The organism is Janthinobacterium sp. NKUCC06_STL (genome assembly GCF_019345455.1).
Classification (GTDB): domain Bacteria; phylum Pseudomonadota; class Gammaproteobacteria; order Burkholderiales; family Burkholderiaceae_D; genus Janthinobacterium; species Janthinobacterium rivuli.
The window spans coordinates 262,576-277,389 of the sequence record NZ_JAHKQY010000006.1; the positions used below are offsets into that span (position 1 = coordinate 262,576).

Consider the following 14,814-nt stretch of genomic DNA (forward strand, 5'->3'; position numbering starts at 1 on the left):
AGCCGCTTGAAACCCGCCCCGCCATCTGCTGTAATAAAGAAAAGCGGGGTGTAGCTCAGCCTGGTAGAGCGCTGCGTTCGGGACGCAGAGGCCGGAGGTTCGAATCCTCTCACCCCGACCAACAAAGCCCGTAGATACGGGCTCTTAAAAGATATTGCAGGCGGTCGAGTACTACACTATCCTCTGTAGTACAACAGTTAGGTTCATGGCTTGGGAATTCTTATATTCCGGCGCGCCAAGACCTAGCACTAGACCAATAAGAACAAGAATGTCGTCTGCAAAGCAATCCCCTACCCCGGATCTATCGCGTACCGTACCTCCTGATACGCTCGAATCCATCAAGGGCTGCCCCGACTAACTGAAGATCTATCTCATGGCGGCCAGTTCCTGTTGGCAAGTCAGGTTCTTCGATGGAAAATCCACCATCAAACGAAGCACCGGGCAAACGGATAAACGGGAAGCAATCAAGTCCGCGATTTCGTTTTATGAGAAACTGCTGATCAACAAAAACAACGGCGTCGCCATCACCAAGAACACGCGCTTTGATGCGTGCGCCACGAGCTTTATGCAGGCCCAGGCCGCTCGCGTCACTCGCAAAGAAATGTCCGCTGAATACCATCGGAACGATCAGTACTTCCTGGATGGCAAGGTGCTGCCTGAGTTTCGTGAGTTGAACATTTCAGATATCAACTACGACCGTCTGCAAACGTTCGTCGATAAGATCGGTGCAAGCCTGTCTGGATCGTCAATTCAGCGCTATCTGGGCCTGATTCGAAAGATCCTCGACCATGCACAGAACCGTGACCTGCCTATGTCGATTCCGAAGTTTCCCAAAATTCCGAAACGCGACGAACCTCGCGGGCTGGTTTAATGCAAAGGAGTACGCCGCGCTTCTGGCACGAGCTAAACAATTCATCTGGCATGAGGACGTTATCCACGCTGCGCCAAAGCCCGGCCAAGCGCAAGGCACTGCTATTCGCAACTTGACGTTTACGGCCGATCTACCGCGCATGATCGAATTCGTCGCAAACAGCTTTATCCGCCCTACCGACATCAAGAACATGCAGCACAAGCCCCTTTCGTCCGGTCCGGCAGCAATCGAATTTCCGGCCTAATACGCCCCTTTTCCGACAACACGTCTTTGACGAGCAGCGCAGCAACTTCGCCTGCACGCATCCCTGTTAAGTGGGTCATCAACAGCATTGCTCGATTTCTGGCTGTATGCCGTTTAGTTGCAATGAACGCAAGGATGCGCTTAAGTTCCTTTTCGGTGAGTGTTTTTGCCTGTGCCATATAAGAAAACCAAAAGATTTAACGCATCCAAGGATGCAACCTTTGGTTTAATAAATCAACCGAAAATCAGCTAAAAGGAAAATCCTTTATTTTCAATCGACTAGCAGCGAATGTAAGGATTTAGCATTTTCCTTACATTAATTCTGCTATCCATTAATTTTTCATAGTAGGACCTCTCGCTTCGAAAGGTCATTTGTCGCTAACACAGGCCAATGCATAAAACTGAGTTGTAGCTAACCTCGTAGGTGGAGCGCAACAATGTCATTTAGCCACTTCACAGCTCAACTGGAGGCGCGGTATAGCTTCGAGGTCTTTCGGGTTGTTCGGTGTGAAGGATGACGGCCGCCGGAATTTTTTCTATCCAGCAGATACCAAACTATTGGAATTGATATATAATTAGCACATGCCAGCGACTAGGAGCATCTCCAGTCACATTGCTGGCCTCTAGGGTGTTGTCTATTTACGGTTGTGCGGTGCCTTTTTGTGTGGCACCGCACAATTTGTAATTTCAGATATTCCGCCCTACTCCAACTGAAGTGATTTTCGCAATACCCCCTGTTGTATTAAAAATGGAGTAAATTTGGAGCAACTCCGCAATTTATTTGACGAAATGTTTGGTGGGGAGTTATCTTTTGATGACTTTCTGCACGGCGACATATCTAATCGTGTTATCAAAAAAATAGATGGTACACGAGTGGTTTATAGCGCCGATCAGACGCTTAGATCTTATCATCGGTTTTTACAGCGTCACGTTATCAGCTATTTGTACTTGAACTCTGATGTGGTGTACTCATATCGAAAAAGCTTTAACGTAGCAGATGCCGTTCGTCAGCATGCCCAAAGCAAATACTTCTTCCAAACTGATCTTAGCAATTTCTTCAATTCCATAACTTCAAAACTAATTCACTCTACTTTATTTAAAAGTTCAGAAAGAATGAAGTTTTTGAACTCAACGGAATATTTTGATCGCATCGTAATATTGCTAACCGCAAATGATCGGTTACCTCCAGGCTTTATCACGTCGCCATCGATAAGTAACGCGTGTCTATCCGAGTTAGACGATGTCTTTCAAAAATTCTGCATTCATAAAAATCTCATCTTTACCCGGTACTGCGACGACGTAATTGTTTCTGGTCAATCTCAAGATGACTTGCGTATTGCGGCTCAAGAATTATCAAATTTAGTCGAGATATGCTACAAAGGCGAATTCTCTTTTAACGTCAGAAAAAGCAAATTCACCAAAATAGGCCGAAAAATCAAGCTTCTTGGAATGGTAATTCTACCCAATGGCTTAGTAACGATTGATTCTTCGCTCAAGAAAAAGATCGAAGTTTTGTTGCACTACTATATTACCGATAGTTTTACTTTCTTGCGGATGGTAGACAACGACTTAGGCAAAGGAACAAGATCGTTATGTGGATATATAAGCTTTGTCAATGCCGTTGACCCCACATATTTTTTGAAGCTGTGCTCAAAATATAGCTCTGCCGCGATAGAAAATCTTCTGCGAATGCCAAAATAATTAATATCTACTTTTCTTTCGACTCGCTCGAATTTTTTGGGAATTCCAATTTACTAACAATTCCCATCAATAGCTCTTGAAGATTTAGAGGATACGAATCTACGGATGAAATCGAATCCTTGGCGCCAAAAATTCGATCAGCGATGCCGCCCCGCAAACGGTTTTGCTCCTCAGTTGGCAACGATGCAAGGTACGGGGGTATTGCTTGCAAATCTAGAGAAATCCTCAAATAGGTATACTGTTGCACACGATGCTTCGATGATTCTCGAGCTAAATAAGCAGCCGGAACCGAAAGTGCTATAGAAAATACAAGGCGCGCTAAAGCCGTTTCCCATTCGAAGTGTGGTCGAGCCGTTTCAAACAGCGAATAGCCAATTATTCCAACAATCGTAAGCATTAAAGCGACGGAGCTATTTCTCATCGTGTCAGCGGTTTTCTTTTCCACACTTGCAGATTTAGCATAGCTGCCAGATGTTGTCTCTCCTGCCAGCGTTCCAACCAAGTCATTTATTTCTTTTTGTTTTTCCAAAAGCTCGGCCAGCACCGTATCTGCTTGAGCTTTCGACTCGTTCAGCGCGTCGTTCATTTTCCCTTCAAAACCAGAAAGATCTTCTTCGGATTTTTCCAAACTTCTTTGATTCTTTGCAATTTCTTGCCTCGACCTATTATTATCACTTTGTAAGTCGTTAAGCTGTTGCCGTATGATCTGGAGGGCGGAAGATAACTTCGCGATCTCTTTATCCGGAGAATTTCGCTCGCGTTCTTTTAATGGGGTAAGTAGATCGACTATTTCTTCGCACTTCTTAAGTATCGTATAATTAACATCTTCAACAGCGGCCAAAGCGCTCTTGGATATAGGCGCATCAGAATCAATACTGGCTCGCATTTCTTTGCTGCGCATCCTTAGCTTATCTAAAGCCAAAATTAACGACTCGGCATCAAGAACTGGATTAGACGTCAGTTTCCTTACCTCATCTTTATAATGCGCGATGCTAAAAAGAAGTTTCTTCGTAGCTTTTGGAACCTGTTCAATAAAATCTTCATGCAAAGTCGAAATTTTTGATTCGATAGCACTGATCCATTCAAGGATATCACGCCTATCGAGCCCTACCGGAATCAAATCATCAATATCTAACTGTGTGCTCATATTTTAATTTCATTCAACGATTTTTTAAAAAAATCAAATTAGCTTAAGGAATTATATCGATTTTATATAATTAATATTCAAACAAGTCGTAAATTTGCTTTCTTTCCTGCGATTGTTTCCAATGGTGGAACACCGGACACAACAGAAAGCCGTGTTAGCTTGAACGTCAGAGAATTTATTTCATCAACACTGATGTACAAAGCTTTTGCTATATCAGCTCGCCCGACCTTTTGGCTCTGCAAAAAATCCAATACTTTACTTAATAACTGAGAACTTTCCCGCTCCATTGGCTCAGGCTCATTTGTACGAAATCCATTTTTAGCAATTTCAATACATAGATTTCGATAAGTCCATTCAGTAACTTGAGATAAACTGTTGTAACGATAAGCTAATGCTGCCAGCGATACGCCCCAATAATGCTTAAGCTTCATTAGATACTTTAGTGTAAATGCGGGCGGCTTGTTTGCGATAACGCTTTCTTTCGGCATTAGGAATGCCGCAGCAAAGGCATCTGCTTGGCGCTCCATTTCTGGCCCATGCGACTCCCCGTGTTGCATGCTATAGACGTCTCGCACCAAGTGCCCCAACTCGTGAGCTGCGTCAAATCGACTGCGCTCGGCAGACTTCAATGTATTCAAAAAGATAAAAGGCTTCGATTCATACCAGGTGCAAAAGGCATCAACATCCCGGGACTCTTCTGCCAAAGAAAAAACTCGTATCCCCTTGGACTCTAATAGATGGATCATATTAGGGATAGGAGCATTTCCTAGCCCCCACATTCGCCGTAGAGTAGCCGCCGCTTCTTCGGGAGGAAGATCGCTAAGATTTGGCAAATCTGCTTGTGGCAAGTTAAATTTACCCTCAAGCCATGAGTTCACTCTAAATGCAATAGCACCAGCACTGAGGGCACAGTTTTTCATAGCTTCCGTCATTTTGGACAACGAACGAAAACTGGCAGCGTGCTCTGCGATCGTCGGCATAGCCTCTTCAATGAAAAAAAACTGCTGAGGGAAATTCAGCAGTTTCGCGATTTTGGCAATCGTCTCCGGGTCAGGGGTGGAGGCTCCAGTCTCGTAGTTTTGGATACTCCGACTGGTAACCTCTAACTCCTTGGCTAATTGCGCCTTTGTAAGCCGCCGTCTAACCCGGGCAAACGTAATTTGCGAGGGATTTATTTCTAACATAATTTTAATTAAAAGTACCGGATTTTGGTTCAACATCCACGGTCGCTGGAGCATTCGGAGCATCCTTGCGAATTGGGAAGTCTGTTGTGTTGTTCGAAACATTACCTAAAATTATACGCTCGCCCCACATAGTAATTTTCTTCTTATCGAACCCCGTTGGATATGACAGTTCAAATCTCACTTCGCTGAGTTTTTTGTCATAATGATAAAGAAATGCCCACACCTGAGTTTCAAAATGTTTTTCTTTCGCCAGCTTAAACGAGTCTTGGTTAAATAATTCGAGCTGATTATTGGCTTGCACAAACCCCTCAACCACAACACCCTTCTCTGCTTGATTGGTAGGATCACCAAAGCCCTGCTTACCAGTCTCACTATTACCGGTCATTACAACAAAAGAAATAGATCGGCTCGGCGAGCTGATGAATGGGCAATTCTTCTCGTTATGAATTAGCCATTGTTTATCCGCTAAACGAGTGCGTAGTTCTTCGACCGTTTTCAACCATTGCTGCACACCTGCTGCGATCACAGCGGAAGCATGAGTAGTATCGTTCCGCGCGCCAAGCCCGACTTGAATCACTTCCCGGAGCAAGGGAAGAGCTAAGTCGGCCGACAGCTCTTGCAGCCGAGTTTCAACGTCCACCGGATCGATGACGATCTTAGAACATGGTGCCGGAAGCTCAAAACGGGTGAGTTCAAATTCAGACTTGAGCATATCAATCCTCAGAATGGTTTCCGGAAATTATACCTCATGTTGAGGATTGAAAAGCGGAAAATAGCAGAGTGTTCGGTCTATCCAGTGCCCTTCGCATCTCTAGCATTCAGCTGCATGGCAAAGTCGGTTAAAACGACAAGATGGAGTGACTACATTTTTAATGTTATTTTATCATCTTTATGTTGATTTTATATCAACTATAGCGCACCATCCCTTCCGTGAACAACTACTACGGATAGCAAAAATGTCTCTGCTGAACAGCTTGAAAAACGTTACCGCAAAACGCCCGGCCCCTGTATCGCAAATCGCACGTCGTCGTGACATGCTGATCACTAAACTGAACGAACAGGTAGCTTACCGGCGTGTACGCGCCAACGCGCATCCGCACATTGAAGGATCAAGAGTCCGGCGAGAAAAAACGTGTTGAAATGCCAAAGCGCGTTAAGCCTTGGTGGTTTACTGATGACAGCGGCAAGCTGTGCATGGTCGTCAAATATGGCACTAAGCCGCTGGAACTGTCGAAGGGTAAAGTGGCTATCGAGCTCGCCTCGCGAGCTGACGTGATCCCGACGCTGGAAACGCTGAAAGCCGCTGTATCGGCCGGTGAACTGGATGCCCAGATCGAAGTGATGAGCGGCTCGCTGCGCAAAGTCTTCGCTAAGAAGTGATTGTTCGTGCTTAGCTGACCTGGGCTGCTAATGTAGTCTTACATTTGCAGCAACTGGTCAGTGTAGTACAGAAGTCTAGTACTCGACCGTAAGAGACAGTGTTTATGCGATGCCCGTGTTAAATCCTCATTCTTCGGGACGCAGAGGCCGGAGGTTCGAATCCTCTCACCCCGACCAGCCTTTCCCTCACTGCGCCGGCTTGAATTGCTTGCACCTTGACCTGCGCGTTGGCGGCTTGCCGGGAAGTATGATATTAACTGCATTATTAATATCTTGATCACTTCTCACGCAAGGGCCTGACCGATGTCTTTCCTGATAGTTCTGGCCGCACTGGCCTTCCTCATGCTGGCCGCCTACCGCGGCTATAGCGTGATCCTGTTTGCGCCCGTCGCCGCGCTCGGTGCCGTGCTGCTGACCGATCCGTCCGCCGTGCCGGCTGTCTTCAGCGGCATCTTCATGGAAAAGATGGTGGGCTTTATCAAGCTGTATTTCCCCGTCTTTTTGCTCGGTGCCGTGTTCGGCAAGCTGATCGAGCTGTCCGGCTTTTCCCAGTCCATCGTCGTGGCCGCCATTCGCTATATCGGCAGCTCGCGCGCGAATGCCGTGATCGTGGCCGTGTGCGCGGCGCTGACTTACGGCGGCGTGTCGCTGTTCGTCGTGGTGTTTGCCGTGTACCCGTTTGCTGCTGAACTGTACCGCCAGAGCAATATCCCCAAGCGGCTGATGCCAGGCGCCATTGCCCTGGGCGCGTTCTCGTTCACCATGGATACCTTGCCCGGCACGCCACAGATCCAGAACATCATTCCCACCACCTTTTTCAACACGACCGGCTGGGCCGCGCCGTGGCTGGGCACGATAGGCGCCGTACTGACGGTGATCATGGGACTGGCCTTCCTGGAATGGCGCAGGCGCTCCGTCATGGCGACGGGCGAAGGTTATGGGGCCGAGGCCGACAAGGCCACGGCCGATGTGGGCGACTTGCCCCATCCGCTGCTGTCGGTAGCGCCTCTGGTGCTGGTGGGCGTGGCCAACTTTGCGCTGACCAAACTGATTCCCCAATGGTACGGCGCCAGTTACGTGCTCACCGCCGACGCCCTGCCCGGCTTGCATGCGCCCGTGTCGACGTCGATAGCCTCCGTGACCGGCATCTGGGCCGTGGAAGGCGCCTTGTTGCTGGGAATTTTGCTCGTCTGCGTGACGGCCTTCGGGCGCATCCGCGCCGCCTTTGCCGAAGGCACCAAGGCTGCCGTGGGCGGCGCCCTGCTGGCGGCCATGAATACGGCGTCCGAATATGGCTTTGGCGGCGTCATCGCCGCGCTGCCCGGTTTTCTTGCCGTCAGCAACACCTTGCGCAGCGTGCCCGATCCGCTCGTCAACGCGGCCGTGTCCGTGACGACCCTGGCCGGCATTACCGGCTCGGCCTCGGGCGGCATGAGCATCGCGCTGGCAGCCATGTCGGACAGTTTTATCCAGGCTGCGCAGCAGGCGCACATTCCGCTCGAAGTCATGCACCGCGTGGTTGCCATGGCCAGCGGCGGCATGGATACCTTGCCGCACAATGGCGCCGTGATCACCCTGCTGGCCGTCACGGGCCTCACGCACCGCCAGTCCTACCGCGACATTTTCGGCATCACCGTCATCAAGACGGTGGCCGTGTTCCTCGTCATTGCCATCTATTACATGACGGGACTGGTCTGACCTAGCGCTGCGACGACGATGCCGGCTTTGCCAACGCATGCGCCGGCTTGAACACATGGCTGATGCCCATGGTCAGCAGCGGACCGGCCAGCGCCAGGTAGGAACTGTCCACGCCATACGGATTGCCCGCCAGGAACCAGCCAATCGTGGCGATCACCGAGACGATCACGCCGACAAAGGCGCCGCGCGGCGTACCGAATTTCGGCGCATAGAAGGCCATCAGCACCAGCACGGCCAGGGTCGCGCGCAGGGCCTTGCCCAGGAAGGCGATCATCAGCAGCTTTTCCGCATACAGCGCCAACACCAGCGGCAGCAGGCCGGCCACGACGATGGCGATGCGCAGGAACATCAGCGATTTCGCGTCGTTCTTCGCCTTGTTGTACCAGGGATCATAAAAATCCTTCATGGCCAGGGTGGCCGATGCCAGGGTGGTGGCGGAAATGCCGCCAAACAGGGCGCCGGCCAGGCCGACGATCATGATACTGGCGGAAAACGCCGGCATGTGGGCGATCAGGGTCGGGAAGGCGTCGATCGACTTCATGCCCGGATACAGCACGGCGCTGCACATGCCGATCAGGGCCGCCATCAGGCCGAACGGGATCATCAGCGACGACACGTAATAGCAGGCGCGCTTGGCCACGGCCGGGTTGTCCGTGCTGACCAGCGCCTGGATCACGTATTGCGTGGCGAAGATGGAACCGATGCCGCCGATCATCCAGGCGATGATCTGGCCCCAGCCGATCTCGACCCAGTTGAACATCTTGGCCGGCAGCTGCGCCTGCAACGCGCCGATGCCGCCCGTTGCTTCCAGCGCATACGCCAGCGCCAGGATCACGCCCAGGTATTTGACGATGGAGTGGGCGAAATTAGTGTACACGACCGAGCGCATGCCGCCCAGGCTGACATAGATCACGGTGATGGCGCCGACCAGCAAAATGGCGACCGTCTTGTTGATGTGCAGCACGGCCGCCAGCACGGCGCCGCCGCTCGCGTACAGGGCCACGGCAACGATGCTCAGCGCGACGATGGTAAGGATGGACGCCGCATAGCGCACGGGCTCGCCATACGTTTGCGCGAGGATGCCGGAAATCGTCGACTGCCCGCTTTCCTTGTATTTTTTCACCAGCACGATGGCCAGCAGGAAAAAGCCCAGCGACAGCGCCACCAGATTCCACGCGGCGGAAATGCCCAGTTCATAGCCCTTCTGGGCCGTGCCGATGCTGACGGAACTGCCGATGAATTCCGACAATAAGAGCGCCCCGATCAGGAAGGCGGGATAATTGCGCCCGCCCGCCGTCATGCCCTCGGCGCTGTTGGCATGCTTGCGCACGCTATAGGTAATGTACGACATGAGGGCGAAATAGCCCACCGTGACCGCGGCGATGATGATCAATCTGTTTTCCATCCGTCTACTCCAAGTCTGCTTTTCTTATTATTATTTTTCAAGAAAGCCTCCCCTGCCGCATGCCGCATGCCAGTCTTGCCGGCGACGCTGCTCAGGGGAAAACCACATTCCCGCCGTACCGATACGGTACAGCAAGCCTCACACTAAAAAAGTCCGCAACTGTTCTGTAAACAAGTCCGCCGCCTCAATGTTCGAGATATGCGAAGCGGGCAGGCTGGCCAGACGAGAACCCGCGATCTGCTGCTGCAGCCAGCGCCCGTCGTCGATGGTGGTCACGGGATCGTACTCGCCCGCGATGATCAATGTTGGCACGGCGATCGTGCCCACGGCGTCGTGCAAGTCCGTCTGGGCCAGCACGTCGCAACAGGCCGCATAGCCGCTCGCCTCCTGGCCCCGCAAAATGCCGGCCAGGCGCGCCACCGTGTCCGCTTCGCGTTCGATGAACTGCGGCGTGAACCAGCGCGCGGCCGCGCTCTCGGCCACCGCGGCCATGCCGTCGCGGCGCACCTGCTCCGCCCGCAACTGCCACGGCGCGGCGCCGCCGATGCGCGCCGCCGTATTCGCCAGCACGAGGTGCGTCAAGCGCCGCGGCTGGTGTATGCCCAGCCACTGGCCCGTCAAGCCGCCCATGGAAATGCCGCAGAAGGCGGCGCGTTCGATATCGAGATGGTCGAGCAGCGCCACCACGTCCAGCCCCAGCCGCTCGATGCCGAACGGCGCGCCGCCGCTGGCCGACTGGCCATGGCCGCGCGTATCGTAGCGCACGACAAAAAAGTCGCCGGCCAGCGCGGCCGCCTGCGCCTCCCACATGGACAGATCCGTGCCGAGGGAATTCGACAGAACCAGGCAGGGTTTTCCGCGCTCGCCATCCGTGCGGTAATGCAGGCCGATACCATCCACCGCGCACGTTTTCCCGACAATGTCGTTGCCTATCATTAGATGTCTCCTCAGGAATCGTCGTCGCGCACGGACGAAGGATGGCGGCACAGCGGCATCACGTCGATCTGCATGTAGGGGAACAAGGGCAAGGAAGTGAGCAAGTTGTGCAGCTCGTCCACGCTGTCCACGTCGAAGACGCTGACATTGGCGTACTGACCGGCGATGCGCCACAGGTGGCGCCACTTGCCCTCGTGCTGCAGACGCTGCGCCAGTGCCTTTTCCGTTTGCTTGAGCTGCGCCGCCTGCTCGGCGGGCATGCTCAATGGCAGATTCACGTTCATGCGTACATGGAATAACATGGTTTCTCCTTTGACTGACTTATTGACGCTGCATGACGCGCAGCTTGTCCATATCGATCTCGACGCCCAGGCCCGGCCCTGTCGGCACCTGCAGCATGAAGTCGCGGTACACGAGCGGCTCGCGCAAGACTTCCTGCGTCAGCAGCAAAGGCCCGAACAGCTCCGTGCCCCAGGCCAGTTCCGCGAACGTGGAGCACACGTGGGCCGTGGCGGCCGTGCCGACGCCGCCTTCGAGCATGGTGCCGCCGTACAGGCCCACGCCGGCCAGGCGCGCCACGGTGGCCACTTCCAGCGCCGGCAGCAAGCCGCCCGACTGGGTGATTTTCACGGCAAACACGTCGGCCGCATCGGCCTGCGCCAGCGCCAGCGCATCGGCGGGGCCATGCAAGGCTTCATCGGCCATGATGGCCACGTCGAAGCGCTGCTTCAGGCGCGCCAGCGCGGCGCGGTTGCCCGCCTTGACCGGTTGTTCGATCAGGTCGATGCCGCCCGCTTCCAGCGCGGCGATGCCACGCACGGCGTCCGTTTCGCTCCAGGCCTGGTTGACGTCGACGCGCACGCTGGCCCGTTCGCCCAGCGCACGCTTGATCTCCAGCACGTGGGCCACGTCATCCATCACGTCGCGCAGGCCGATCTTCAGCTTGAAGATGCGGTGGCGGCGCAGTTCCAGCATCTTTTCGCCTTCGGCGATATCGCGCGCCGTGTCGCCGCTGGCCAGCACCCAGGCCACGGGCAGCGCATCGCGCACGCGCCCGCCCAGCAGTTCCGACAGCGGCACGTTCAGGCGGCGCGCCTGCGCGTCCAGCAGGGCCGTCTCGATCGCGCACTTGGCGAAGCGGTTGCCCTGGATGACCTTGCGCACCCTGGCCATGGCCTTGGCCACTTCGCTCGCTTCCATGCCGACCAGCAGCGGCGCGATATAGGTGTCGATATTCGTCTTGATGCTTTCCGGGCTTTCGCCGCCGTAGCCCAAGCCGCCGATGGTGGTGGCCTCGCCCCAGCCCGTGATGCCGTCGGCGCAGCGCAGCCGCACCAGCACCAGGGTCTGCGTATTCATGGTGGCGACCGACATGCGGTGCGGTCGAATGGTAGGCACATCGACCAGGTAGGTCTCGATATTTTGAATCATATTTATTCCGTATAATTCTGTGGAGTGGTGACACGATATGCCCCGAATCTCCCCACGTCCAACACCGAGTTGGTATCAAACCTATACCTGAAAGGTATGAAGATGGAATTACGCCACTTGCGCTACTTCGTTGCGGTCGCAGAGGAAAGGAACGTCACCCGGGCCGCCGCGCGCCTGCACATCGCGCAGCCGCCGCTGAGCCGGCAGATGCAGCAGCTGGAAGAAATCCTGGGCGTGGCGCTGATCGAAAAAGGGTCACGGCCCTTGCGGCTGACGGAAGCGGGCGAGTTTTTCCTCGCCCATGCGCGGCCCCTGCTCGACCAGGTGCGCGACCTGCAGGCGATGACGCAGCGCGTGGGCAAGCTGGAACGCACGCTGTCGATCGGCTTTGTCGCCTCGACCCTGTATGGAGAATTGCCCGACATCGTGCACCGCTTTTGCGAGCGTCATCCCGAGGTGGACGTAAGCCTGCATGAAATGACGACGGTGCAGCAGTTGAAGGCCCTGAAGGAAGGCCGCATCGACGTGGGATTCGGACGCCTGAAAAGCGAAGATCCCAGCATCCGCCGCATCCTGCTGCGCGAAGAGCGCCTGGTGGTGGCGCTGCCACCGGGCCACCGGCTGGCCAAGGGGGAAGGCGGATTGCGCCTGACTGACCTGGTCCACGAAACCCTGCTCGTGTATCCGAAAGCGCCCCGCCCCAGCTTTGCCGACCAGGTGCTGGCCATGTTCAGCGAAGGCAATGTCACGCCCGGCCCCGTCACGGAAGTGCGCGAGCTGCAGATTTCCATGGGCCTGGTGGCGGCTGGCCAGGGCATTTCCATCGTGCCGGAAAGCGTGCAGGCCATGCATCACCGGAACGTCGTGTACCGCAAGCTGGACGACAAGCACGCGTTCTCGCCCATTTTATTCAGCATGCGGCATATGGACCGCTCGCCGGAACTGGAAAACCTCCTCGCTGCCGTGTACTCGATCTACGATGAACACAGCATCGCGCACGTCAAGGAAAGCCTGTAGCCGTCACTACGCGGCGTCGGCCAGCAATGCCGGGCGCAGCGCGCGGATGCGCAGTTCCGTGAAATAGCCGCCCGCTTCGTTGTAGCGCAGGTAGTGGCGGCCGCAGTTCAGGCAGCGGGCCACCTGGCTCAGGTTGGCGGGATAGTAGCGCGGAGCGATGGGCGCGTCCGCGCTGTCGTAGCGCGTGCCGCGCGGGTGGTATTCGGCAAACGTCGGCTCTTCGTACGGGTCTTCGCGCAGGGTGCCGACTTCTTCAAAGCGGTCCAGCTCCAGCGAAGTGGGAAGGCGCTGCCAGGCGTCCAGCGGGACGGCGCAGCAGCTGCATTTTTTGGTCACCAGCGCCGACGCGGCGGCCAGTGCGGACAAGGCGGGAAAGTCGATGAATACCATGTTCAGCCGTTACAAGGGGGCGGCCCATGGCAACGAGCCTGGCCGCACCCCTTATTCTAGCGCAGTCGCATCCTGCCGATACGCGCACCGCATTTCGCCAGGAACAGCTCCAGCAGCAACAGCATGCCACCGGAAGCGAGCAGCAGCGGCATCAGCGCGCACATGGCGGCTGCCGCCAGCCAGGCCAGCGCGGAAGGCGACGTCCAGGCGCCTGGCAGCAGCCTGGGTAAACCCAGCGAGTCAGGCAATCGCCGTTTGAAAAACATCACCCAGCCCGACACCAGCGAGAACAGCACGCTGGCGCCGAACAGCAGCAGCAAGGCCTGGTTCCACCAGCCGAATTCGCCGCGGTGGAACGGAATGCCGATGGCGGTGGCCTTGCCGAACGCCGTCTGCGCTTCCCACCCCGCGTAATACAGGGGCTTGCCGCTATAGGCATCGAATTGCAGGTCGAAGCGCAAGGGGGGCTGGCTGCGGTCAGCCATGGTGGCGCGCCACACATCGTCCTGGCTGGCCGGCGCCGTCAGCTGCACGGCGATGGCGGGCGCGTGGCTGCGCGCTACCTGCCACGCATCCTGCCAGTCGAGCGGAGCACCCTCCTCGCGCGAGTGCAAATCACGTGGCACGGGCGGCGGCGCCTGGCCGCTGACGTCGCGCAACGCGCGGATGCGCCCGCCCGCCTGCTGGCTCCACGTCAGGCCCGTCGTCAGGATCACGACACTGACGATGCCGAGCGCCACGCCCAGGAAAGCATGCCACTGGCGCCAGCCATTGCGGCCCCGCGCGCCCCGCTTCGGCAAGCCCGATTGCGCGCCGCGCGGCCACCACAGCACCACGCCCGTCACCAGCATCACCATCAGCCAGCTGGCCGCCAGCTCGATCATCCAGCGCCAGCCATCGTTTTGCAGCAGGCGCGAATGCAGCTTTTTCGCCCAGTTGCCGAAGCGCTCGCTGCTGGCCAGGCTGCCCAGCACGCGCGCGTCATAGGGATTCACATACACGACGATGGCTTGCGCGGGCAGGCCGAACTTCGGCCTGGCGGGCGTGAGCGGCGCGGCATGTCCGCCATGGCCCGCATGTTCATCCTGCGCGCCGCCGGGCGGCGCGAACGCCACCTGCACCGCATCGTCCTGTTGAAACGGCGGCACCACGTGCTGCACCGCCCAGCCTCGAGGCGCAGCCCGCTCCGCAGCCGCCACGGCGGCGTCCAGCGGCAGCATGGACGCTTGCGGCGCCACATGGTCCAGGTGCTGGTACAGCCTTGCCTCGATCTGCGGCGTGAACACGTACAAAATGCCCGTCAGGGTGGCCATCAGGGCAAACGGCGAGGCGATCAGTGCGGCCCAGAAGTGGATGCGCCAGTACAGGCTTTTGCGCCGCGCGATGAGAAAGGTGAAATCGTCCATGGCCA

General features: G+C 55.7%; 15 protein-coding genes and 1 tRNA gene. 6 read left to right on the forward strand and 10 right to left on the reverse strand.

All coding sequences use genetic code 11. The features are described from left to right. The first annotated feature begins 44 nt into the window (after positions 1-44). Both KO539_RS19960 and KO539_RS19965 read left to right on the forward strand, forming a co-directional pair. Positions 45-121, forward strand: a tRNA-Pro gene (locus KO539_RS19960). A gap of 252 nt (positions 122-373) precedes the next feature. Beyond that, positions 374-871, forward strand: coding sequence for a hypothetical protein (locus KO539_RS19965; RefSeq protein WP_219311104.1), 498 nt, complete (start codon positions 374-376; stop codon positions 869-871). 182 nt (positions 872-1,053) lie between these two features. Here the strand turns inward: KO539_RS19965 and KO539_RS19970 are convergent, their stop codons facing one another. Then, positions 1,054-1,293 (reverse strand): tyrosine-type recombinase/integrase, encoded by a 240-nt coding sequence (locus KO539_RS19970; RefSeq protein ID WP_219311106.1) that lies wholly within the window; start codon positions 1,291-1,293, stop codon positions 1,054-1,056. A 580-nt stretch (positions 1,294-1,873) separates the two neighbouring features. On the opposite strand from KO539_RS19970, the gene KO539_RS19975 reads away from it, so the two are divergent. Continuing rightward, positions 1,874-2,815 (forward strand): reverse transcriptase domain-containing protein, encoded by a 942-nt coding sequence (locus KO539_RS19975; RefSeq protein WP_219311108.1) that lies wholly within the window; start codon positions 1,874-1,876, stop codon positions 2,813-2,815. 7 nt (positions 2,816-2,822) lie between these two features. On the opposite strand, the gene KO539_RS19980 is transcribed toward KO539_RS19975, so the two are convergent. The 3 genes from KO539_RS19980 to KO539_RS19990 all read right to left on the reverse strand — a co-directional run bounded on the left by KO539_RS19980 (position 2,823) and on the right by KO539_RS19990 (position 5,858). Then, entirely contained in the window at positions 2,823-3,962 is a 1,140-nt protein-coding gene (locus tag KO539_RS19980; RefSeq protein WP_219311110.1) for a hypothetical protein, read from the reverse strand. Positions 3,963-4,039: 77 nt separating this feature from the next. Beyond that, positions 4,040-5,182, reverse strand: a complete 1,143-nt coding sequence (locus KO539_RS19985) for an XRE family transcriptional regulator (RefSeq protein ID WP_225243496.1) — start codon at positions 5,180-5,182, stop codon at positions 4,040-4,042. Continuing rightward, on the reverse strand, positions 5,151-5,858 hold the full coding sequence (locus tag KO539_RS19990) for a hypothetical protein (protein WP_219311112.1): 708 nt from the start codon (positions 5,856-5,858) through the stop codon (positions 5,151-5,153). The genes KO539_RS19985 and KO539_RS19990 overlap by 32 nt, the downstream gene beginning before the upstream one ends. Before the next feature lie 362 nt (positions 5,859-6,220). On the opposite strand from KO539_RS19990, the gene KO539_RS19995 reads away from it, so the two are divergent. Next, positions 6,221-6,526, forward strand: coding sequence for a DUF6641 family protein (locus tag KO539_RS19995; RefSeq protein WP_225243497.1), 306 nt, complete (start codon positions 6,221-6,223; stop codon positions 6,524-6,526). 303 nt (positions 6,527-6,829) lie between these two features. Further along, positions 6,830-8,224 (forward strand): GntP family permease, encoded by a 1,395-nt coding sequence (locus tag KO539_RS20000; protein WP_219311114.1) that lies wholly within the window; start codon positions 6,830-6,832, stop codon positions 8,222-8,224. Between the two features lies 1 nt (position 8,225). Here the strand turns inward: KO539_RS20000 and KO539_RS20005 are convergent, their stop codons facing one another. From KO539_RS20005 to KO539_RS20020, 4 genes are all read right to left on the reverse strand, one after another. Continuing rightward, the gene (locus KO539_RS20005; protein WP_219311116.1) at positions 8,226-9,629 is read right to left on the reverse strand and encodes a sodium:solute symporter family protein; all 1,404 of its coding nucleotides are present in this window, start codon (positions 9,627-9,629) and stop codon (positions 8,226-8,228) included. Between the two features lie 138 nt (positions 9,630-9,767). Then, positions 9,768-10,565 carry a 3-oxoadipate enol-lactonase gene (gene pcaD, locus KO539_RS20010; protein WP_219311118.1) on the reverse strand — a complete coding sequence of 266 codons (798 nt, stop codon included), beginning with the start codon at positions 10,563-10,565 and terminating at the stop codon, positions 9,768-9,770. Positions 10,566-10,576: 11 nt separating this feature from the next. Beyond that, the gene (gene catC, locus KO539_RS20015) at positions 10,577-10,867 is read right to left on the reverse strand and encodes a muconolactone Delta-isomerase (RefSeq protein WP_035825063.1); all 291 of its coding nucleotides are present in this window, start codon (positions 10,865-10,867) and stop codon (positions 10,577-10,579) included. A gap of 19 nt (positions 10,868-10,886) precedes the next feature. Next, a complete protein-coding gene (locus KO539_RS20020; protein WP_219311120.1) occupies positions 10,887-11,996 on the reverse strand; it encodes a muconate/chloromuconate family cycloisomerase in 1,110 nt (369 codons plus the stop codon). 102 nt (positions 11,997-12,098) lie between these two features. On the opposite strand from KO539_RS20020, the gene KO539_RS20025 reads away from it, so the two are divergent. Beyond that, complete coding sequence (locus tag KO539_RS20025; protein ID WP_219311122.1) at positions 12,099-13,013, forward strand: LysR family transcriptional regulator; 915 nt, start codon at positions 12,099-12,101, stop codon at positions 13,011-13,013. A 6-nt stretch (positions 13,014-13,019) separates the two neighbouring features. Here the strand turns inward: KO539_RS20025 and KO539_RS20030 are convergent, their stop codons facing one another. Together KO539_RS20030 and KO539_RS20035 are read right to left on the reverse strand one after the other, a co-directional pair. Further along, complete coding sequence (locus KO539_RS20030) at positions 13,020-13,403, reverse strand: hypothetical protein (RefSeq protein WP_219311124.1); 384 nt, start codon at positions 13,401-13,403, stop codon at positions 13,020-13,022. 56 nt (positions 13,404-13,459) lie between these two features. Next, positions 13,460-14,809, reverse strand: coding sequence for a PepSY domain-containing protein (locus KO539_RS20035; RefSeq protein WP_219311126.1), 1,350 nt, complete (start codon positions 14,807-14,809; stop codon positions 13,460-13,462). Positions 14,810-14,814: the final 5 nt, after the last annotated feature.